This window comes from Pontibacterium sinense (assembly GCF_015209595.1).
GTDB classification, from domain to species: domain Bacteria; phylum Pseudomonadota; class Gammaproteobacteria; order Pseudomonadales; family Balneatricaceae; genus Pontibacterium; species Pontibacterium sinense.
Genome location: NZ_JADEYS010000014.1, coordinates 102,561 through 123,021, shown reverse-complemented (window position 1 = coordinate 123,021; position 20,461 = coordinate 102,561). Strand labels below are relative to the sequence as shown.

Genomic DNA, 20,461 nt, shown 5'->3' with positions numbered 1-20,461 from the left:
TCTTGAGAGATTGTTGATGATCACCCCTGTTGTATTGGCTGGTGGGTCAGGCGCACGATTGTGGCCCCTCTCCAGAGCCATGTATCCCAAGCAGTTTTTGCCGCTAAACAGTGACGTTTCTATGCTGCAAGAGACATTGCTGCGCTTAAAAGGGCTGAGTGTTTCTAGACCGCATATTGTATGTAATGAAGAGCATCGCTTTTTAGTGGCTGAGCATGTTCGACAGCTTAATCTTCAGGCCAAAATAATGCTTGAGCCTGTGGGTAAAAATACAGCACCTGCAATTGCACTTTCTGCGCTTGAGTTAGCTGCATGTGGCCATTCAGATGCATTGATGTTAGTGCTTCCTGCCGATCATGTTATTGACGATACAAATACCTTTCAGTCAGCAGTAACCGAAGCTGCGTCAGCTGCAAAGGCGGGGGCGTTTGTTACTTTCGGGATAGTTCCGACTGAGCCTGCTACCGGGTACGGCTATATTCGTTTTCGACCAGATCATAACGACGACGCCGTGGCGTTGTCAGTGCAGTCGTTTGTAGAGAAGCCTGATCAGGCTGTCGCTCGGGATTACATCGCCAGCGGTGAGTACTATTGGAACAGTGGAATGTTCATGGTGCGTGTGGATCGTTATCTTGAAGAGTTAAAGAGCTATCGGCCCGATATACTTAAAGTTTGCGAACAATCGATGTTAAAAGCGACCCATGATCACGACTTCATTCGTGTCGATAGTGCAGTGTTTGCGGAGTGTCTAGAAGACTCCGTTGATTATGCAGTGATGGAGCCTTTATGTGGTTCGGGCGATGCTGGAGAGGTTTTAGTGGTGCCTCTTGATGCGGGTTGGAGTGATGTGGGCAGTTTGTCCGCGCTGTGGGATATCAAAAGCAAGGACTCAAACGGTAATGTTGTCGAAGGGGATGTAATTCTTGAACAAACCCGTAACTGTTTCGTCCATGGGCAGGATCGTCTAGTTGCAACAGTCGGTTTAAAGGATTTGGTCATTGTTGATACGAAAGATGCGCTGCTCGTCGCCAGTAAAGGCTCGGTTCAGGATGTAAGGTCAGTTGTGCATACCCTCAAGGCTCACGAAAGATCTGAATACCTTCAGCATCGGGAGGTTTACCGACCTTGGGGTAAATTTGACTCTATTGATGACGGTGATCGCTATCTGGTTAAACATATCACGGTGAATCCTGGGGAAAAGCTTTCGCTTCAGAAGCATCATTATCGAGCAGAGCATTGGGTGATTGTGAGTGGGACTGCTGAGGTGCGTTGTGGAGATAAGTTGATATTGCTTTCAGAGAATCAATCAACTTATATTCCGCTTGGCGAAACCCACCAGTTACGTAATCCTGGGGAGGTACCGTTGGAGATTATAGAGATACAATCAGGCGTATATCTGGGAGAGGATGATATTATCCGATATGCCGATGAATATGGGCGGACTTGATTTTTCTATTCGCAAGATATGTGGATAATAAGTAAGGCACTAAACCTTTCAAGTAAGCTCGATGTTCATAAATGCGGGCCTGTTTAGGTAAGTTTCCCTTAGGGCAATAAACTCTTCGTTTGAACCGGGTCATAGATGGAACTACCGACGTCGCTACAGTACATTTCTGTGATTATATCCTTAGCGGGCGTTATAGGGGCGTTGATTTTTTCACGCCTGCGTCCGCTTATTATCTTTTCTGTGGTAGTAACGTTTCTGTACGTTACTGGCGTTATCCCTTTCGAAGAACTTTCCATCAATTACGTGAATAGCTCTCTGCTGACGTTAGTCGTGTTGCTCCTGCTCTCGTTGGTATTGGAAAAAACGGTTCTGCTCTCCTATATGGCGCGACAGGTTGTTCAGGGCGGGCTGAAAAGCATACTGTTTCGGTTGGGTCTCTTTTCTGGCATTACCTCTGCATTTCTTAATAATACCGCTGTAGTAGCAGCGTTGATGGGGCCGCTGCGTAAACAGTCTGGGATGCTAGGGTCGAAACTTCTACTGCCTTTGTCTTATGCCTCTATTCTGGGTGGGATGCTTACCCTGATTGGTACCAGTACCAACCTGATTGTGAATAGCTTTATTGATCAAGCAGGTATGCAATCGTTTGGATTTCTGGATTTTACAGTGGTGGGCGGTGTCGCTTTTGTCATTTGCTTATTGGTGTTGGTTTTCGTATCAGGACGTTTGTTACCCTCTCATCCGCTGCAGAATAGCGATGCAGATGTTTCAGAGTATTTTCTAGAGCGCATTGTTTCGATTGGGTCGCCATTGATTGGTCGCTCGGTGGCTGAAAACGGCTTACGTAATCTTGAGAAGCTTTATCTGGTCGACGTTATTCGTGAGGATGCAGTGATCTCTCCGGTTGGTCCGGAAGAGGTCATCAAAGAACGCGATATTCTGGTGTTTTCAGGTGATCCCGGGGCTGTGTTCTTGCTTGAGGAAATTGAGGGATTGGAATCTCAGGAGAATCATCAGGACCTGATTCGGCATAACCTTGTAGAAGTGGTTGTTTCGCCGTCTTCCATCTTGCTGGGGCGGACGGTTAAAGAGTCGGATTTTCGTTCGCGTTTCGATGCGGCGGTTGTCGCTGTTAGGCGTGGTGAGTCGCGAATTGAAGGTGGGTTAGGGCGGCTTGAGCTAAGGGCGGGTGACGAGCTGGTTTTGGCGATTGGGCCTGACTTTAAAGCACGAGATAACTTGGCGCGTAACTTTGTCATTGTCGGCGGTGTTGAAAACCGTACGTTGCTTGGATTATGGCCGAGCGTGGGGGTGATTGGTGGTTTTCTTACGGCTATTGGTTTGGCGGCCGTGGGGGTGGTTTCGTTCTTTAAAGCGTTATTGGTATTGCTAGTACTGTTTGTGGCCTTGAAGTTGGTGACGTTGGATGAGTTGCGGCGTCGTTTTCCGTTTGAGTTGGTATTGGTGATAGGAGGCGCATTGGGCTTAGCTCACGCGATGGTAAGTACCGGAGTCGCTGCGGATATCGCATCGCTGGTTAATGGTGTATTTGGTAGTTTTGGCGTGTATGGCGCCTATATTGGGGTGTTTGTAGTGACTTGGTTGCTGACGGAGTTAGTGACCAATAATGCGGCAGCGGCGTTGGTATTTCCGATTGCGCTGTCTGTTGCGCAGCAGTGGGGTGTAAGTCCGTACCCATTTTTTATGGCAGTGGCCTTTGGGGCGAGTGCGAGCTTCCTATCACCGTATGGGTATCAGACCAATTTGATGGTGTTTAGTGTAGGTCGGTATAGTATTCGAGATTATTTACGCGCGGGTGCGCCGGTGTTAGTGGCGTATAGCGTGACGGCGGTGTTGATGATACCGGTGGTTTTTCCGTTTTAGGTTGGATGTTAAAAGGCGGGTTAATTTATCTGTAGGGCAGGCTTTAGCCTGCCGGTAGCCTGATCACCTTCGATGACGATGAGGGCTATCCTGCAAGACGCTGATTCCCATAAAAGGAATTAGTTTTTTATAAATTTGAATCACATGGAGGTGGTTTATGTCGGATGTAAAAATACTTCACCATGGTGCCGTGACGGGTGTTACAGGCTCTTGTCATGAGTTGTTCTTTACTGGCAGCGATAGCGTTTTAATTGATTGTGGCATGTTTCAGGGTGCGGAAGCGTCAGGAAGGGAGTTGGGTGATTCTGGGATCGATTTTCCTATTGATGCGGTGCGGGCGTTGTTTGTCACTCACTGCCATATCGATCACGTGGGGCGTATCCCTTGGTTACTAGCAGCGGGTTTTGATGCGCCGATTATTGCGACTGAGGCCACCGCTAAGTTGTTGCCGTTAGTTATAGAAGACGCCCTAAAGGTTGGTGTTACACGCGATAAGCAACTTATCCACAAAGTGTTAAAGCGGCTGGAACAGTTGTTAGTGGCGGTACCGTATAATGAGTGGTATCGCCCGTTTGCCGATCAATCTTTGCGGGCTAAATTCAGGGTGGCGGGGCATATTCTGGGCTCAGCATACATTGAGTTTGATGTGGGTGGGCAGCGTGTTGTGTTCTCCGGTGATCTCGGCGCGCCCTATGCGCCACTGTTGCCTGCGCCACGTTCCCCGTATCGTACGGACATATTGGTGCTGGAAAGCACTTATGGAGATCGTGAGCACGTAGGTCGACATCAGCGAAAGGCACAGTTGCGTAAAGTTATTGATCGTGCATTGCAGAATAAAGGCACCGTATTGATCCCTGCTTTCAGTATTGGACGCACACAGGAGCTACTGTACGAAATCGAGCATCTGATTCATCGTGCTAAATCAAAACGCTGGCAAGAACTGGATGTTATCGTAGATTCGCCCTTGGCAGCTGAATTTACCCAGCATTACCGGGATCTGAGCGATCTCTGGGACAAAGAGGCTCGGCGTCGTAAAAACGGTGGGCGCCACCCGCTTGCATTTGAAAATCTGATAACCATCGATGATCATGCGAGTCATATGAGGTTGGTCTCCCACTTGAAGGAGAGTGGGCGTCCCGCCGTTGTGATTGCTGCCAGTGGAATGTGTGCAGGTGGCAGAATAATGAACTATCTTAAGGCGCTATTATCTGATCGTCGCACCGATGTGCTCTTTGTGGGTTATCAGGCCGCGGGTACACCCGGTCGGGACATTCAGAAATATGGTCCGCGAGGTGGCTACGTGATGCTTGAGGGTGAGCGGGTGGATATTTGTGCGGGTGTGCATACGATTAGCGGTTATTCGGCCCATGCGGACCGGCGTGATCTGGTCAATTTTGTTAAGCGGATGCGGATAAAGCCCACGCATGTGCGTCTTGTACATGGTGATCCTGAGGCTAAGCGTGGTTTGCGTCAGGCTCTCATCGGCGAGTTAGATCACGAAAATATAGTTATTCCTTAAGTGTGATGCTGTTTGTCACTACGTTGTCATTGTGAGTGTTTAGATTGCAAAGTCGATATTTGGGTTGGGTTGTATTTGTTTTGGCTCTGATTGCCTTGTTGATTGGCATATTTAGCCCTGAGCCATTCCCGAGGTTATTTCATAACGCCGATAAGTATGAGCACTTGGTGGCATTTGCCGTCGTGCCTTTTTTGGGTGCGCGTTATATAAAACATAGAACCCTGTGTTTTTTCTACTGGTTTGTCTGGTTAGTGTTGGCATACGGGTTGGAATATGGCCAAGGTGCTTATTTGCCCAAACGAACGTTTGATCTTTATGACGTATATGCCAACCTGGGCGGTGTATTTGTCGCATTCTTATTATGGTTTTTTCTTTTTTTTATCTACAAAAAACGCAGTTAAGTGGTGGATATCAAAAAAAGTTATGGTGATTTTCCTGCTGCGTTGACAACTGATCTATTTGTCCTTGTTTTGGCTGTTTTGGCCAGACGAACATGATAATATATGTCCATTCAAAATATGGTTCGCGACTGCTCTTAATGCCGTCAGGATGACTAATCGGATTAAATAATTAGGGTTATCACATGGAAATCAAGGATCTTCGTTTGGCCGTTGTGGGCCTGTGTGGCGTTTACGCTACTTCAGCATTAGCAATCGATCCAGCCTCAGTGGAGATGAACGGGATCGACGTTATTCCGCAGTTGAGTGTTCAGATTGGTCACAATGATAATATTTTCTCGACAGAAACCAATGAGACCTCGTCTACGATCACTGTGGTTAACCCGTCTGTGCAGTTTGTAGCGGAGAAAGAGAACGATGCTTATCGTGTTACCTATGATCTAAAAATAGGAACTCTGCATGATAGTCGTGCTGATGATTATGTTGATCATACGCTGACCGGTGAAGCCGTTCTTGAGCTGAATAGTCGTAATCGCCTGGATCTGACTGTAGGTCTGGCTAAAATTCATGAAGACCGCGGTAGTAACAATGCCGCTACGGGGGCTAAGCCAGCACGTTACACCGATAAGAGTCTGTCCGGTCTATACCGTTACGGCGCAGAAGGTGCGAAGGGTAACCTTGAGGTTGCTGCGACGTACGTTGATCATACCTATGATAACCTCGGTAGCCTGAACGATAGTCGTGAGCGTGAAAATTTAGGCTTGGATGCTACCTTCTATTATCGTGTGGCTCCTAAAACGCGTGCGTTATTCGAAGTGCGTGCTGAAGATATCGACTATAAGTTGGCTGCCAGCGACCTTGATAACACCGAGGTGAAATATCTGGCAGGTGTGACTTGGGATGCAACCGCTAAGACATCCGGTACGGCTAAGATCGGTTATCAGAATAAGGACTATGACTCTGCATCTCGCGAGGATCAGGATGGTGCGAGCTGGGAGATTTCGGCGCGTTGGTCTCCGCGTACCTATTCTACCTTTGACCTGATGACCTCTCAGGAATACGAAGAAGCATCTGGTAACGAAGACGGTATCGATACTGAAACTTATAGCCTGACCTGGAACCACTCTTGGGATAATCGTTTCAGCACCCAGGCAATGCTGAGCCACATGAATGAAGACTATATTGGTCTGACGCGTGAAGACGAAACCGATACCGCAATGGTTGGTTTTAACTACGAGCTGAAGCGCTGGTTGTCTGTGAATCTGGCTTACACTTATAAGGATAAGGATTCCAATGCAGCGACCGAGAGTGAAACCCAGAACCTCTTTATGTTGACTTTCCAGGGATCTCTGTGATCCCATCGTTTCTGATTTAGGCTTTTTGGAGACCTGACGTGTTTTCGTCAATTCAATCTCATTTTAAGGCTGTTCTGGTATGGGCGATGCTTTTTGCATCGCCTATGTCGTTTGCAGAGGGTACTGGCCTTTCCGGTTATTCTATCGGATCTGGTGACATGCTGAGTATTCAGGTTTTCGGTGAAGAGGATTTGAGTATTGAGGTGCGCTTGAGTGATGCGGGTACTATCTCTTATCCCTTTCTTGGCGAGTTGCGTGCAAAAGGATTAAGTATCGGTGAGTTGAGTGAGATTATTCGCTCGAAATTGGCTGACGGGTATTTAGTTAATCCTAGTGTTAACGTAACCGTTCTGGAATATCGACAATTCTTTATTAATGGTGAGGTGGAGAAGCCGGGTGGCTATCCCTATCAACCGGGCTTGACACTGCAGAAAGCCGTTGCGCTGGCAGGGGGCTTTACTGAACGAGCATCGAAAACCAAGCTGTATGTGGTGCCTGATGGTAAAGAAGGTGATGATCCGGTGCGGATTAAACTGGGCACAATGGTACGTCCGGGTGATATTATCACTGTTGAAGAGAGCTTCTTCTAGTCAGAAGCTCTTTTGATTTCTGTGTTTCTTATTCAAGTAGTTTTCTTTAGCTTCAAATTGGTTTCTGTGTAATGGATGCGCAAAAAAACAGCTCTTTGGATCGCTTGCTGCAGGACGATGTGATCGATCTGCGTCAGTATTGGTTAACTGTAATGCGCCACAAGTGGGGCATCATGGGGTTTGCTTTTGTTGTTACCTTGTTGGCAGCGCTCGTGGTTTTTTCCCTTGAGCCCATCTATCGCGCTACTGCTACGCTGTTGATCGAATCCAAGCAGGCTAAGGTTGTTTCTATTGAGCAAGTATATGGCTTGGATTCCTCCAATAATGAGTATTACCTCACGCAGTTTGAAATCCTAAAATCCCGTAAGCTGGCTGAAAAAGTCATTCAGAAATATGGTTTGGTTGAACATCCTGAGTTCAATCGTGAGCCTGTGTTTAGTTTTAGCTGGCGTGAGCGGGCTGGTCAGTTTATTCCTGAGCTGGCGCCTGTGGAACCCACGGAGCAGCAGCGTTATCAACTTGTTGTTGAAGCGTTTATTAAGCGTTTGGTGATCTCTCCGGTACGTAAAACTCAGTTGGTTAAAATTAGTTTTGAGGGATATAGCTCGGAGTTCGCGGCGCAGATGGCGAATGCGGTGGGTGAGGCATATATAGAGAATAATCTTGAGGCCAAGCTTGAGCTAACAGTTAAAGCGTCATCTTGGTTGAATGAGCGCTTAGGTGGCTTGAAAGAGAAGTTGAAAGAGTCTGAGCGACGACTGCAGGAGTTCCGTGATCGTGAACAGATCGTCGGTGGTAATGGTGGTTTGGATATCGCCGGTACTGAGCTCGATCTGGTTGCGACGAAGCTGGTTGATGCGCGTCGTCAGCGTCTTGAGTTCGAAGGTTTGTATCAAGAGATTCGGTCTATCGGAAAGAATGCTCCTGCTGAGCGCTATGAGCGTATTCCTGCGGTGTTGGGTCATCCGGTAGTGCAGAGCTACAAAGAGTCGTTGTTGAAGGCTGAGCAGAAGGTTTCTGAGTTATCTAAGCGTTATGGGCCAAAGCATCCTAAGATGATTGCGGCTAGCTCAGAAGTGAGTAGTGCACGTCGCTCTTTGGATCGCCAGATCATGAGTGTGGTAAACGGTATCGAAAACAAATACCGCGTGGCACGCAGCAGTGAGCGTTCTCTTGAAGGATCGTTGGGTAATACCAAACAGGAAATTCAGGGGCTGAAGCGTAAAGAGTATCAGCTTAAAGAACTGGAGCAGGAGGTTGAGACTAATCGTGCGCTGTACGATACCTTCTTTACGCGTTTAAACGAGACGGCTGCAACGGGTGATCTTGAATCTGCTAATGCGCGTATTGCGGATCCGGCGGTTGCGCCGATTAAACCTGCTAAGCCTAAGAAGGGTTTGATCATTGCACTGAGTTTTGTCGTGAGTGCAATGTTTGGTGTGATGTGTGCGTTCTTGCTGGAAGCGCTGAACAATACTGTACGTAGTTCCGGTGATGTGCAGACTAAGTTGCATCAGACTATGTTGGGGCTGCTGCCTAAGCTTACCGGTCGTAAGGCGGATAAGATCTCCTACCGTCATTATATTGAAGATAATAAGTCGGGTTTCTCTGAGGCGGTGCGTACCATTCGAACGGGTTTGGTGTTGTCGTCTTTGGATAATCCGCACAAAATTATTGCAGTTACCTCTACCGTGCCGGGTGAGGGTAAGACCTCTACTTCCTTGAGTCTTGCCTATTCTATGGGGCAGATGGAGCGTGTGCTGCTGATTGATGCGGATATGCGTCGCCCATCTATTGGGAAGTTGTTTAAGTTTGGTGCGAAAGCTCCGGGCCTTTCCAATCTGGTTGCGGGTACCGCTTCTCTTGAGGAGTGTGTACATAAGCTGGAAGATGAAGGCATTGATGTTATTTCTGCAGGTTCGATTCCTCCTAACCCACTTGAGCTTCTGTCTTCAGCTAGGTTTGTGAAGGTACTGGATGTCTTGGAGAAGCACTATGATCGTATTATTGTTGATACTGCGCCATGTCAGGCGGTGAGCGATGCGTTAGTGTTGTCTCGTTACGTGGGTTCTATGGTGTATGTTGTTAAGGCAGACTCTACGCCGAATGCGCAGATTAAGGCTGGCCTTAAGCGCCTGGCTGAAGTGGATGCGCCAGTTGTGGGTGTTGTGCTGAACCAGGTTAACCTGAAGAAGGCATCTCGTTACTACGGTGAAGGCTACTCCGGTTACTATGATGTTTACGGTTACGGTGCTGACGAGAAGGCTGCATGATTGATCTGCACAGTCATCTCCTTCCGGGTATTGATGATGGGGCTCGTTCGCTGGACGAGTCTCTTCAGCTGGCGCGCATGGCGGTGGCTGATGGAATTACCCATATTACCTTTACGCCGCATATTCATCCGGGTCGTTACGATAACTCGGTAAATACCATTGAGCCGGTTTTTCTTAAGCTGCAGCAGGCGTTAAAAGACGAAGCTATTCCGCTGACGGTTGCTATGTCTGGTGAGGTGCGTCTTTCAGCTGAGGTATTGATGCTGGTCGCTCAGAATCAGGTTCCATTTCTGGGCGAGTGGGAGGGCAAGCAGGTGATGTTGCTTGAATTGCCACACAGTCATATCCCACCGGGTAGCGACAAGCTGGTGAAGTGGTTGCTTGACCGTAATATCCTGCCGATGATTGCTCATCCTGAGCGAAACAAAGACATTATGCGTGATCTGGATATGATCGCTCCGTTTGTAGAGATGGGGTGTTTGTTTCAGATTACAGCGATGTCGGTTGCAGGTGGTTTTGGTGTGCCTGCGGCTCAGCGTTCTATGGAGATCCTAGAGAAAGGCTGGGCTACGGTATTGGCCACTGATGCCCATAACTTAGATCGTCGTCCGCCTGTCTTGTCTGGTGGTTTCGCGGCAGCTCGTGCAGTTGTCGGCGAAGAGGCTGCCAGTGCTTTAGTCTTTGATAATCCGCGTGCGATAGCGGGTCTCTGATTCGGTTTTTCTGATGTCTGCTTCTTTTCGTAAGCCTTCTTCTTATCTGCTTGTTCTTGTTATGTTGGTTGCCTTTTGGGGTATCTATCAGGCTGCGCGTATGGGTATTGCTGATGTGGTGGCTCATAAGGCGGAGTTTGCGGTTGAGCGCTGGGATGATGAAAAGCGTATGCCGGCAGCTGATGAGGTTGAAAGGGCGATAGAGGATGCGCGTTCGGCGTTATCGTGGGAGCCTCGTAATCCGGATTATCATGACTTGCTTGCGCAGGTGTTGATATACAAGGGCTTGGTTCATTGGGCGAATGGCGCGTTTAATGAGATTACGGACGAATCGCTGGCGCTGTATCGGCGTTCTGTTGAGCTGAGGCCGCGCTGGCCTTATGCGTGGGCTCGGTTCGCGTTGGTGAAATCCTATCGGGGTGAATACGATGCAGAGTTCGAAAATGCGCTTTCCAGGGCTGTGCAATATGGTCCTTGGGATCCCGGTATTCATGTCACGGTGGCTGAAGCTGGTGTGTTTGGCTGGCGTAAGTTATCGATTGAAGAGCGTAAGGTCGTTGCTGCGAATATTCATCGTGGTTTGAAGTTTGAGTTTTCTTCCATTCAGTCTATTGTGCGTCGCTACAATGGAATGATTCTTGTCTGTGGTTACCTTCCGGTAGATAAGCGAACAACCAAATTCTGTGGTTGGTAGTTTTTCTTCAGATTCCCCAGGTTGTTTCTGCTGTATGTAATGTAGGGCAGGCTTTCAGCCTGCCGGTAGCCTGAAGGCTGCCCTACAATTTTTTGTTCCTTTGTTCCTTTGTTCCTTTGTTCCTTTGTTCCTTTGTTCCTTAGGCGTTTTGTGTTGGAATATTTTGAGGGGGAGTGTTGTGGTTCTGTTTGTAGGGCAGGCTTTCAGTCTGCCGGTAGCCTGAAGGCTACCCTACAGTTCCTTCCTTTGTCTGTAAGGTGTTTTGGGTTGGGTGTTGGTTCTGTTTGTAAGGCAGAGCTTTGGTCTGCCGGTGACTCGTTCTCGATGCTGGTTGCCTGATGATTGTTGTGACGGTTTGTATCTGCTGTAATCGTCACTACTTTCGTTCAGAAACTCAGGAGGCAAGGATGTCTTATGATGATCTCAAGGTGGGGCGTATATCCGTTCCGCATCATGCCTATTTTGTGACAATTGTCACATCGAAGCGTTTCCCTTTCTTTACTGATCTCTATTCAGCGCGGTGTGTTATTCGTGAGATGCGTCGGGTAAGTGGTTCCGGTGCTGTTAATTCCATGGCTTGGGTGTTAATGCCCGATCATTTGCATTGGTTGTTTCAGTTGGGTGAGCTGGGTGATATTGATGCGGTGATAGCGCGTTTTAAGGGTGTGAGTGCCAAAAGGTTGAATGAGTGTTTGGGGCGTAAGGGTGGCGTCTGGCAGCGTGGTTTTTATGATCGGGCGTTACGTGAGGGTGAGGATCCGATCAAAGTGGCACGATATATGGTGGGTAATCCGTTGCGTGCAGGGTTGGTGAGTTCGATTGAGGAGTATTCGCATTGGGATGCGAGGTGGTTGTAGGCGTGATTGTGGGGGGCTGAATTGTAGGGTGCGCCGGCGTTATGTATGTAGGGCAGGCTTTCAGCCTGCCGGTAGCCTGAAGGCTACCCTACAGGGGTGTTGTGGGTGTTTATTCAAGAGGTGGGGTGTTGTACGTCATCGTTGGGCGTTATGTATGTAGGGTCGGCTCGTCGTCATCGTAGGTGATCAGCCTGCCGGTAGCCTAAAGGCTACCCTACAAGGGAATATTGGGGTGGTTTGTGAAATTTGGAATTTCAGGCACAAAAAAAGGCGCTCAATGAGCGCCTTTTTATTAGCGTGAAGTAATATTACTTCTTAGCAGCCATCTGAGCTTTGATCAGTTCACCGATTGTAGTTGGGCCAGAAACCTCAACTTCAGCGTTCTGAACTGCTTTCAGAGCAGCTTTCTCTTCAGCCTGATCCTTAGCACGGATAGACAGAGTGATTACGCGGTTACGACGATCGATACCGGTGATCTTAGCTTCAACTGCATCGCCTTCTTTCATGACAGCGGAAACGTCTTCAGTACGCTCGGAAGCAACTTCAGAAGCTTTCAGGATGCCTTCGATGCCTTCAGCCAGTTCGATAACAGCAGCTTTAGCGTCTACGGACTTAACAGTACCGTTAACGATAGTGCCTTTGTCGTTCGCAGTTACGAACTCAGCGAATGGGTCGCTTTCCAGCTGTTTAACGCCCAGAGAGATACGCTCTTTCTCTGCGTCGATAGACAGGATAACCGCTTCAACTTCATCACCTTTCTTGTACTGACGCAGGGCAGCTTCAGCATCAGCTTCCCAAGTGATGTCAGACATGTGTACCAGGCCGTCCAGATCATTTTCCAGACCAACGAAGATACCGAAGTCAGTGATAGTCTTGATAGTGCCGTTCACTTTATCGCCCGCAGCGTATTTCTCTGCGAAAGATACCCATGGGTTTGGAGCGCACTGCTTGATACCCAGGGAGATACGACGACGTTCTTCATCAACGTCCAGGATCATAACTTCTACAGCATCACCGATCTGAACAACTTTAGATGGGTGGATGTTTTTGTTAGTCCAAGACATTTCAGAAACGTGAACCAGACCTTCAACACCATCTTCGATGGATGCGAAGCAGCCGTAGTCAGTCAGGTTCGTGATGCGAGCCTGTACTTTAGCGCCAGCTGGGTAACGGTTCTTGATTGCTTCCCATGGATCTTCAGACAGCTGTTTCAGACCCAGAGAGATACGACCAGTTTCTTTGTCGAACTTGATGATCTTAACAGAGATCTCGTCGCCAGGATTCAGCATCTCGGATGGGTGGGAGATACGCTTCCACGCCATGTCGGTGATGTGCAGCAGGCCGTCAACGCCACCCAGATCGATGAACGCACCGTAGTTGGTCAGGTTCTTAACGAAACCTTTAACGCTCTGGCCTTCTTCCAGGGAAGCCAGCAGCTCGTCACGCTGAGCGCTGTTAGCTTCTTGCAGAACGGCACGACGGGAAACAACGATGTTGTTGCGCTTCTGATCCAGCTTGATCAGTTTGAATTCCAGCTCTTTGCCTTCCAGGTGGTCAACGTCACGTACTGGACGTACATCTACCAGAGAGCCTGGCAGGAAGCCCTGGATGTTGTTGATGCTAACAGTAAAGCCGCCTTTAACTTTACCGGAGATGAAGCCTTTAACAACTTCTTCTGCATCGAATTTCTGCTTGAGAACATCCCATGCTTCTGCGCGTTTCGCTTTTTCGCGAGACAGGCGCGTTTCGCCGAAGCCATCTTCTACAGCTTCCAGGGAAACTTTAACCTCATCACCGATCTGGATTTCCAGTTCGTTCGCGTCGTTCAGGAACTGAGCGCGAGGAATAACAGCTTCGGATTTCAGGCCAGCGTTAACAGTAACCCAGTCGCTATCGATATCGATAACTTCACCCATTACCAAGGTGCCAGGTTTCATGTCTAGGTTCTGAAGGGATTCTTCAAACAGTTCAGCAAAGCTTTCGCTCATGAATAATGTCCTTTGATGAAAGGCTGCGTGGCAGGCTTAATGTTAAGCCTTTGCAGCACTTTTCAACCTGTAACATCGGCCGTACAGGGTCAGATAAATATAGCGATCGGGCACACCTTTTGCCGATGTGTGGGCGTACGGTCGCTTTAAAAGGAGCGCGCATTATACAGGCAGGGCGTTGAAAAGGGTAGTGAAAAGCGCCTTGCGAGACGCTTTATTCAGAGATTTCAGGGTGTTCCGGGCGTGTACTTGGCAAGTTGTTCGTGCAGCGCTTCCTGACAAGGGGTGAGTACGGTATCCAGATCTCGCTTCAAGGCAGTTGTCAGGAGGGTGATATCTCGCTCTTCAAAAAAGCGAACGAGTTTGCGCTCTTCCGAGGCAGAGTTAGCAGCTATATCGACGCCATCTCCAAGACAGAATGCAAATTCCGGCAGGTAGATGCTGACCAGCTCTTCACGCTGGAAGTCAGACAGGATCATCCGGTTGCGGCGAATAAATTTGTCATATTCGACCGCCGAAGCACCGGAGATGATCTCTATTTGACGGTTGTTAAATCGAGCTGCGCTGGTTGAATTTAGCAGGTGCTTTTTCAGACGTGCTTTTACTTTGGCCAGCTCTTCGCTGATCTTGTCCGGCGCAAAGTGCTGGTTCAGGCGTTTGTACTCTTCCAGCTCTGCGATACGGGCTTTAAGCGTATCAATGTCCTCGTTGAGCTTTTTCTTTTCTTCCAGCAGCACCTCTTTGTCACTCATTAATCCACGGATTACTTTTTGAGTGGGCGAGAGTTTTTCGTCTGCAAACGTAGCCACTTCCTGGGTTGTGCCCAAAACGCCGGTGCTTTGCTGGTAGATCGCCTGGCGTTCTTTTTCATCTGCAACGCTAGGGGCAGTAGTGGATTGTGGAAGTACAGCGAGGCCAAACTTTTCCAGATCCTTGTTGTTGTTCGCTTCTTGCTTCATGAGGGCGTTGTAGCCGTAATAGCCGCCAACACCCAGCACTCCAAGAACGATCGGGACGACAAGCGTTAGGACAATGATTTTTTTGGCAGCCATACTTCCTTTTCCTCAAAAATAAACTGAACAAACAGGGTTATCGGCCTATTTCCGCGCAGCTGTATATTTTTGTGTGGCAACGACCATATCGATAAGGATTCTGCCGCTTTCCTCAAGCATCGCTTCGGCTTGTGGATTGATCGGGCGGCCTTGTGCATCTTTTTTCTGCTCGTCTTCGAGATCTGACAGTTTTTCAATCGGAGTCAGGCCTTTCTGGATGCGACGACGGTTTTCAGTCTCTACCTGCCACGCTTCAGACTCGTTGCGTTCCTGCTTGAGTGTGGCTTCACGCAGTGATATTTCATTTTTGTCACGACGTTTCTGCATCTCTGCAACTTGTTCACGCATAAATTCAAAATCAGGATTCTCTTGAATACGTTGCAGGTGTCGCTCCGTTAGGGTCTGGATGAAGGAGGAGGCACCGATAAAGCTGCCGTGTGGTGCTTCGTGTACTTGATCCCATACCAGTGCGCCGTCCAATGCGCTTTCGCCGATTTCGTCATGATCATATAAAGTTGGAAAGCTGATATCAGGGATGACGCCTTTGTGCTGTGTGCTCTCACCAGAGATCCGATAGAACTTGGCGTTGGTGAGTTTGAGCTGACCATGCTGCAACGGCTGCAGGGTTTGTACTGTGCCTTTACCAAAGGTCTGGCCGCCAATCACGATGGCGCGCTGATAGTCTTGCATCGCACCCGCAAAAATCTCAGAGGCAGAGGCTGAAAGACGATTCACCATCACGGCCATAGGGCCTGAATAGGCGATCTTTGGATCACGGTCGCCCAATACGCGGATATAGCCTTGTTGATCTCGAATTTGTACAACGGGACCACGGTTGATGAACAGGCCAACCAGTTCGTTGGCTTCACGCAATGAGCCGCCGCCATTGTCTCGCAGATCAATGATCAGGCCGCTAATGTCTTCGCTTTCCAGCTCTTTGATTAGCTTTTCGACGTCACGTGTTGTGCTCTTGTAGTTTTTGTCACCGCGCTGAAGTGCGGCAAAATCAATATAGAACGTTGGGATCTCGATCACGCCCAGTTTGACTTTCTGGCCCTGATAATCGATTTCCATGACGCGTTTCTGTGCGGACTGTTCTTCCAGTTTTACCTTGTTGCGAATGATGCGAATGATCCGCATCGGTGCGTCATCGGCATCATCGGAGCGAACCTGTAAACGAACAACGGAGTCTTTGGGGCCGCGGATTTTCTGTACAACATCGTCAAGGCGCCAGCCTACAACATCTTCAATCTCGCCCTCATCACCCTGGCCGACACCAAGAATCAGATCAGATGGTTTTAACTGGCCCGTTTTTTCTGCCGGTCCTGCGGGTACCAGACGTACGATTTTGGTGAATTCATCTTCGCTTTGTAATACCGCACCAATCCCTTCAAGCGACAGGCTCATATTGATTTGAAAGTTTTCCGAACGCCGTGGTGAAAAATACTGAGTATGTGGGTCGTATTGTGAGGTCAGTGCGTTCGCGTAGCTTTGGAAAACGTCTTCATTGTTAATTTGATCGGCACGCGTCAGCTGATTCTGATAACGCTTTCTCAAAATCTCTTTTGCTTCCTCTTCTGTTTTGTCCGCGAGCTTCAAGCTGAGCAGTGCGCTTTTGATACGTTTACGCCAGAGATTATCCATCGTCTCTTCGTCAAGAACCCAGGCCGCATCAGAACGGTCCGCTAGCAAGGTTTCTTCACGGTCGAAATTGAAGTCGTGATCGCCATTCAGCAAATTGATGGCATAGTTCAGGCGATCTATATTGCGCGTCTGGAAAATATTGAATATTTCATACGCTGCCGATAGATCACCCTCAAGCAGGTCGTCATCCAGTTGGGTGCTGAAGCGCTGAAAGCCATCGATGTCGTTCTGATAGAAATAGCTGCGTGAAGGATCAAGGTCATCAATAAATTGAGTCAGCAGTTTAGAGGACATGGCATCGTTGACGTCTAAACGCTTGTAATGGCCGAGCTTGAGAGATTCCATGATCTCAATGATCGTAGTCTTGTGATCCGGTTCAGCGCTAAGCGCTGTCTCTGTGATGGCAGAGACCGCCTGGAGCGGAATCAGGGCGGAGAAGCTAGCAGCAGTGAGTAACTTGATCAGCGATTTGCGCATAATTCGGACGATACACCAGTTATATTATTGTTCTTATGACATGAATAAACGTAACTGAGTTCCATCAGGCCATTTCCTGAGTTTAGACATGCGGCCAGCTGTTGTAAAATCAAGCAGTTATTAAGACGGTTTCCCATTTAGGTTTACGAGAATGAAGAAAATAATTGGCTTGGTATTGGTTTCTGTACTCTTTGTTACGGGGTGTGGTGAAACTGAGGAAGAGAAACGCTTTCGAGCGGAGTTAATGGACAAAGCGTTAAACGACGATACCCGTAAGCTAGGTGATGCGTTTCTGGCAGAAAATGCCAAGCGAGATGGAGTGATCACGACGAAGTCTGGTATGCAGTATGAGGTTGTTAAAGCGGGACAGGGGCGTTCGCCGCGTATTTTAGACACCGTTATTGTTCATTACGAAGGTAAACGGGTTGATGACGTCGTGTTTGATAGCTCCTATGCACGTGAAAAGCCTTCCGAATTTCCTTTAAAGGCGGTGATTCGCGGTTGGAGAGAAGCGCTGCCTAAAATGAAAGAGGGTGGTGTATGGAATATCTATCTACCTGCTGAGCTGGCGTACGGTGCCACCAGCCCAAATGAAACGATCCCAGCAAACTCTGCCTTGGTCTTTAAAATTGAGTTGTTGGAAGTTAAAGATACGGTTGCGGAGTAATTTGATATGAGCCAACAGCAGTTTAACCAGTCGCTGGTTGATTTTTTAAGCGAATCCCCCACACCGTTTCATGCCGTACAGTCCATGGTATACCGATTGTCTGATGCGGGCTTTCAGGTGCTGGAAGAGGGCGATAGTTGGAATGTAGAAGCCGGCGGTCGTTATTACGTTGTGCGTAACGGCTCTTCTATCATCGCGTGGACCATGCCTCAGACTTCCGCCTTGGAAAGTGGGTTTCGGATGGTCGGTGCACATACCGACTCGCCTTGCTTAAAGGTTAAGCCTACGCCTGAGATGCACAAAAACGGCTATTTTCAGCTGGGTGTCGAGGTTTACGGTGGCGTGCTGCTGAACCCTTGGTTTGACCGAGATCTATCTATCGCCGGTCGCGTTAGTTATCGCAATGATGAGGGTGAACTAGCCGATGCGCTGGTCGACTTTAGCAAAGCGGTTGCGATTATCCCAAGTCTGGCGATCCATCTGGATCGGGAGGCCAATAAAGACCGTACGATCAATGCGCAGACCTATCTGCCACCTATTCTGGGACAAAGTGAAGAGAAACCGGACTTCCGGGCGTTGCTGAAAACCCAGCTTGAGAAACAAGGCGTTCACGATGTGGCACAGGTTTTTGATTATGAGCTGTGCTTCTATGATACGCAGAAACCGGGTTTTGTGGGGCTGAATGATGAGTTTGTCGCGTCGGCGCGGCTTGATAACTTGTTGAGCTGTTTTATCGGCCTGAATGCTTTGCTCACCAGCGATACATCGCAGGGTGCGCTGTTGGTGTGTAATGATCATGAGGAGGTGGGCAGCATGTCCGCTGCCGGTGCTCAGGGGCCAATGCTCAAACAAGTACTCGAGCGCGTGATGCCGGATGCTGAAGAGCGTAACCGGGCATTATCGCGTTCATTCATGATTTCGGCCGACAATGCTCACGGCGTGCATCCGAACTTTGCTGATAAACATGATGGGAACCATGGCCCGGTGATTAATCAGGGTGCTGTCATCAAAGTGAATGCGAATCAGCGGTACGCCACGAACAGCGAGACCAGCACCTTATACCGTCATCTCGCTGAGTTGGAAGAAGTACCTGTGCAGTCATTTGTCGTTCGTTCCGATATGGGCTGCGGTAGTACGATTGGCCCGATCGCTGCGGCTGAGATTGGTGTGCGGACGCTGGATATCGGTGTGCCACAGTTTGCAATGCACTCCATCCGTGAGCTTGCAGGCAGTGCCGATGCGTATAACTTGTCAAAAGTGCTGAGTCGCTTTTTTATCACTGAACGCGTGTAACGCGTTCTTTCTCGTTTAGGCCTCTCAGGGATTTGAGAGGCCCATCATGGCTTCAGGGAGGATTTGCCATGTCTTTTGTTCGTCTGCTGATTGTTGTTATCAGTGTTCTGATTTCTTTGTCCGCGCTGGCGGATACACCTGCACTGCAACACGCAAAGGTCTATACAAGCGGAATTGATTTATCCCGTTACTGGGTGAGTGAAAAGCTTGATGGGGTGCGTGGCTATTGGAATGGAAGGCGCTTACTAACCCGCAGTGGCCAGCCTATCAATGCGCCGATGTGGTTTGTGTCCGTGTTGCCGGATTATCCCTTAGACGGTGAGTTGTGGATTGCACGTGGCCAGTTTGAACAGATATCCGGATTGGTACGCCGCATGCATACCGAAGATGCTGAGTGGGTAGATGTGAAGTACATGCTTTTCGACCTGCCAGAGCACGTTGGCATGTTCAGTGCGCGGGTTGAGGCCATGTCGGCGTTGATCAAGCGGGTTGATAAGCCGTGGGTCAGCATGATCCCGCAGTCACGCTTTTCGTCAGAATCAGACGTGATGACGGAACTGGATCGCGTTGTTGCTCTGGGTGGTGAAGGGCTGATGTTGCATCGTGACGATGCCTATTACCGATCCGGTCGTACAAACGCGCTGTTAAAGCTGAAACCCTGGGCTGATGCGGAGGCGCGTGTTGTGGCGCATCTGCCGGGTAATGGGAAATACCAACATAAGCTCGGGGCTTTGCTTGTTGAAACCCCTGAAGGCATTCGATTTAAGCTTGGATCGGGCTTCTCTGATGCGCAGCGCAGCCGGCCACCCGAAATTGGCCGTTGGGTGACGTATAAATATACTGGGTTGACCAAAAATGGCGTGCCACGATTTGCCAGTTTTCTTCGCTTGTATTCGTCGGACTAATCTCTGGCGGAATAGTAAAGTCGCTGCATAGCGTAATTGATGAGAGGGGGCTATGCAGATGCCTTTCTGTATGCAGCGTTTTTTGATCCTGAGTATCTGTGATTCTTTAGTGTTTGTTCATCTTCCGTGCAGATAGTTAGATCTACACTTAAAGTGAACAAGGTGATGCAGGTGCACAGTGATGATAAAACTTCACTATGACGAAATAGCTAACCGTTTACCCGTCGAGGTTTGTCGGGACTTCGCAATCTTTGGTGCGCTTTCCGATCAGGCGATTAGTTATCTGATAGAAGAGGGGACCTTATTTTCACTCAAGGTGAAGGAGGAGTTGTTTTCAGTTGGAGAGCGCTCCGACAGTTTTTACATTGTGTTGGAAGGTCGAATCGCATTTTACAAATGTTCTGAAGGAAATTGGGCATTCTTGAGCGACTATAACCCCGGTGAACAGATTGGGTTTGTGGGTATGATTACCCTGCAGCCCAGGGTTGGCGGTGCTTATATGGAAACCGATGGTACTGTGTTAGAGATTTCCAGTGAGTTGTTTCATACGTTTCAGATCAAGTATCCAGAAGAGTTTAGCGTCATGATGATCAACCTGGTACGTGAGATCAGCCGCAATCTGATTCAAGTGGGCAATATGTTGGTGGATTTGACCGCGGATGTGGGCCATAAGACCGGATAAAAAACTCCCGCCGAAGCGGGAGT

17 protein-coding genes are annotated in these 20,461 nt (G+C 48.7%); 14 read left to right on the top strand and 3 right to left on the bottom strand.

Annotated features, from left to right (window positions below):
- Window positions 1-16 precede the first annotated feature (16 nt).
- The 10 genes from IOQ59_RS14155 (at window position 17) to IOQ59_RS14110 (ending at window position 11,730) form a co-directional block, all read left to right on the top strand.
- On the top strand, window positions 17-1,447 hold the full coding sequence (locus IOQ59_RS14155; RefSeq protein WP_193954036.1) for a mannose-1-phosphate guanylyltransferase/mannose-6-phosphate isomerase: 1,431 nt from the start codon (window positions 17-19) through the stop codon (window positions 1,445-1,447).
- Window positions 1,448-1,615: 168 nt separating this feature from the next.
- A complete protein-coding gene (locus tag IOQ59_RS14150; RefSeq protein ID WP_193954035.1) occupies window positions 1,616-3,331 on the top strand; it encodes an SLC13 family permease in 1,716 nt (571 codons plus the stop codon).
- Between the two features lie 157 nt (window positions 3,332-3,488).
- Window positions 3,489-4,850 (top strand): MBL fold metallo-hydrolase RNA specificity domain-containing protein, encoded by a 1,362-nt coding sequence (locus IOQ59_RS14145; RefSeq protein WP_193954034.1) that lies wholly within the window; start codon window positions 3,489-3,491, stop codon window positions 4,848-4,850.
- 80 nt (window positions 4,851-4,930) lie between these two features.
- Window positions 4,931-5,251, top strand: coding sequence for a VanZ family protein (locus IOQ59_RS14140; protein ID WP_193954033.1), 321 nt, complete (start codon window positions 4,931-4,933; stop codon window positions 5,249-5,251).
- Window positions 5,252-5,433: 182 nt separating this feature from the next.
- Window positions 5,434-6,603 (top strand): outer membrane beta-barrel protein, encoded by a 1,170-nt coding sequence (locus IOQ59_RS14135; protein WP_193954032.1) that lies wholly within the window; start codon window positions 5,434-5,436, stop codon window positions 6,601-6,603.
- Window positions 6,604-6,689: 86 nt separating this feature from the next.
- A complete protein-coding gene (locus tag IOQ59_RS14130) occupies window positions 6,690-7,193 on the top strand; it encodes a polysaccharide biosynthesis/export family protein (RefSeq protein WP_193954031.1) in 504 nt (167 codons plus the stop codon).
- A gap of 71 nt (window positions 7,194-7,264) precedes the next feature.
- The gene (locus IOQ59_RS14125; protein WP_193954030.1) at window positions 7,265-9,466 is read left to right on the top strand and encodes a GumC family protein; all 2,202 of its coding nucleotides are present in this window, start codon (window positions 7,265-7,267) and stop codon (window positions 9,464-9,466) included.
- Window positions 9,463-10,179, top strand: a complete 717-nt coding sequence (locus IOQ59_RS14120; RefSeq protein WP_193954029.1) for a tyrosine-protein phosphatase — start codon at window positions 9,463-9,465, stop codon at window positions 10,177-10,179. The genes IOQ59_RS14125 and IOQ59_RS14120 overlap by 4 nt, the downstream gene beginning before the upstream one ends.
- Before the next feature lie 13 nt (window positions 10,180-10,192).
- A complete protein-coding gene (locus tag IOQ59_RS14115) occupies window positions 10,193-10,873 on the top strand; it encodes a hypothetical protein (RefSeq protein ID WP_193954028.1) in 681 nt (226 codons plus the stop codon).
- Window positions 10,874-11,280: 407 nt separating this feature from the next.
- Window positions 11,281-11,730, top strand: a complete 450-nt coding sequence (locus IOQ59_RS14110; protein ID WP_193954027.1) for an REP-associated tyrosine transposase — start codon at window positions 11,281-11,283, stop codon at window positions 11,728-11,730.
- Window positions 11,731-12,038: 308 nt separating this feature from the next.
- Here IOQ59_RS14110 and rpsA read toward each other — a convergent pair whose 3' ends face one another.
- The 3 genes from rpsA to IOQ59_RS14095 all read right to left on the bottom strand — a co-directional run bounded on the left by rpsA (window position 12,039) and on the right by IOQ59_RS14095 (window position 16,891).
- On the bottom strand, window positions 12,039-13,718 hold the full coding sequence (gene rpsA / locus IOQ59_RS14105; protein WP_193954026.1) for a 30S ribosomal protein S1: 1,680 nt from the start codon (window positions 13,716-13,718) through the stop codon (window positions 12,039-12,041).
- Between the two features lie 227 nt (window positions 13,719-13,945).
- A complete protein-coding gene (locus IOQ59_RS14100) occupies window positions 13,946-14,770 on the bottom strand; it encodes a coiled-coil domain-containing protein (protein WP_193954025.1) in 825 nt (274 codons plus the stop codon).
- Between the two features lie 45 nt (window positions 14,771-14,815).
- Entirely contained in the window at window positions 14,816-16,891 is a 2,076-nt protein-coding gene (locus IOQ59_RS14095; protein ID WP_193954024.1) for a carboxy terminal-processing peptidase, read from the bottom strand.
- Between the two features lie 151 nt (window positions 16,892-17,042).
- Here IOQ59_RS14095 and bamJ point away from each other — a divergent pair, with 151 nt between their 5' ends.
- From bamJ to IOQ59_RS14075, 4 genes are all read left to right on the top strand, one after another.
- On the top strand, window positions 17,043-17,558 hold the full coding sequence (gene bamJ / locus IOQ59_RS14090) for a BamJ family beta-barrel-assembly machinery protein (RefSeq protein WP_193954023.1): 516 nt from the start codon (window positions 17,043-17,045) through the stop codon (window positions 17,556-17,558).
- Between the two features lie 6 nt (window positions 17,559-17,564).
- The gene (locus IOQ59_RS14085) at window positions 17,565-18,851 is read left to right on the top strand and encodes a M18 family aminopeptidase (RefSeq protein WP_193954022.1); all 1,287 of its coding nucleotides are present in this window, start codon (window positions 17,565-17,567) and stop codon (window positions 18,849-18,851) included.
- A 68-nt stretch (window positions 18,852-18,919) separates the two neighbouring features.
- Window positions 18,920-19,756, top strand: coding sequence for a DNA ligase (locus IOQ59_RS14080; RefSeq protein WP_193954021.1), 837 nt, complete (start codon window positions 18,920-18,922; stop codon window positions 19,754-19,756).
- Window positions 19,757-19,937: 181 nt separating this feature from the next.
- Window positions 19,938-20,438, top strand: a complete 501-nt coding sequence (locus IOQ59_RS14075) for a Crp/Fnr family transcriptional regulator (protein WP_193954020.1) — start codon at window positions 19,938-19,940, stop codon at window positions 20,436-20,438.
- The last annotated feature ends 23 nt before the right edge of the window (window positions 20,439-20,461 follow it).